We start from the raw sequence: 897 nt of genomic DNA, 5'->3' as shown, positions 1-897 counted from the left end.
CAGGGCCGAGACTTCACGCAAGGCGAGCGTAAGACGGAAGCAAAAAATCGCAGGAATGAGCAGTGAATATCTGGAAACGGTACTCAATGCGGGTCTCAAAAAACTGGGTGAAATTTAACAAAATGTTCACGCTCTCACCCTGCCGGTGTGCCCCATCTGACGGGCTATCCACTCGATGCTGATCCCCGCCGAGAGCAGTTGGCTTGCATAGGTGTGCCGAAATTGAGATGGCCCCCGATAACGCACCCCAGCAGCCTGACAGAACGGCCTGAAAAACCGCTCACGGAACTCATCAACCGAGGCATAACTGCGCCTTTTGGCGTTGTAGTAAGCCAGCAGGGTGCGTTGTTCACTCATCTGAGTGCGATTGTCCGACCTCGTGACCGTAATCTTCTTAGCCTTACGATGCTCCGCTCATGTACAGGATCTTTAGCTACAACCAATTGAAATAGATAGAAAAAAGGCTTCGTTTGTGATCTGATTTAATCGCAAAAAAAACCGACACGCCCGAAGCCATGACTATTATCAATGCAACCCAGTACCTCAAGCAACTTCTTAGCTCTTCTGAACTCAACCGGATCGGTAAATTTACCGGTTTTTGTCAGCGACTCCGGGATATCCAGCCTGCGAGACTACTCCCGGCTCTGCTCTCAGGGCTTGGTTGCGACAAGGTGGATGGTATTGCTGGTTTGCATCGCCATTTCAATGCGTTGCAGCTCCATGATACTGACCAAATAGCGTATAAACCCTTTTGCATATTCCGGCCGATCATGAACACCAATTCCGATTCAACGTGAACACCATTTCCGGACCAATGTGAACGCTCATTCCGGTTCAACCTGAACACTTCGCCCCTCCTTTCCGGAAACAGTGTTCAACATCCCGGAATCACTGTTC

The 897-nt window shown here is 49.9% G+C and carries 1 protein-coding gene and 2 pseudogenes; 2 read left to right on the top strand and 1 reads right to left on the bottom strand.

What is annotated here, in order from left to right; translation table 11 throughout:
* A pseudogene (locus tag MUW49_RS17755) lies at window positions 1–118 on the top strand (ISAs1 family transposase); the annotation flags it as partial.
* 8 nt (window positions 119–126) lie between these two features.
* Here the strand turns inward: MUW49_RS17755 and MUW49_RS17750 are convergent.
* A complete protein-coding gene (locus MUW49_RS17750; RefSeq protein ID WP_244813032.1) occupies window positions 127–357 on the bottom strand; it encodes a tyrosine-type recombinase/integrase in 231 nt (76 codons plus the stop codon).
* Between the two features lie 158 nt (window positions 358–515).
* Here MUW49_RS17750 and MUW49_RS17745 point away from each other — a divergent pair.
* Window positions 516–752: pseudogene (locus MUW49_RS17745) on the top strand (IS4 family transposase); the annotation flags it as partial.
* Between the last annotated feature and the right edge of the window lie 145 nt (window positions 753–897).

This window comes from Aeromonas sp. LsrichE-8G (assembly GCF_022869435.1).
Classification (GTDB): domain Bacteria; phylum Pseudomonadota; class Gammaproteobacteria; order Enterobacterales; family Aeromonadaceae; genus Aeromonas; species Aeromonas caviae.
This window is presented reverse-complemented; position numbering and strand designations above follow the sequence as displayed.

Coding starts and splice junctions, on each gene's coding strand:
- MUW49_RS17750 (WP_244813032.1), bottom strand. CDS start 357: ATGAGTGAACAACGCACCCTGCTGGCTTACTACAACGCCAAAAGGCGC.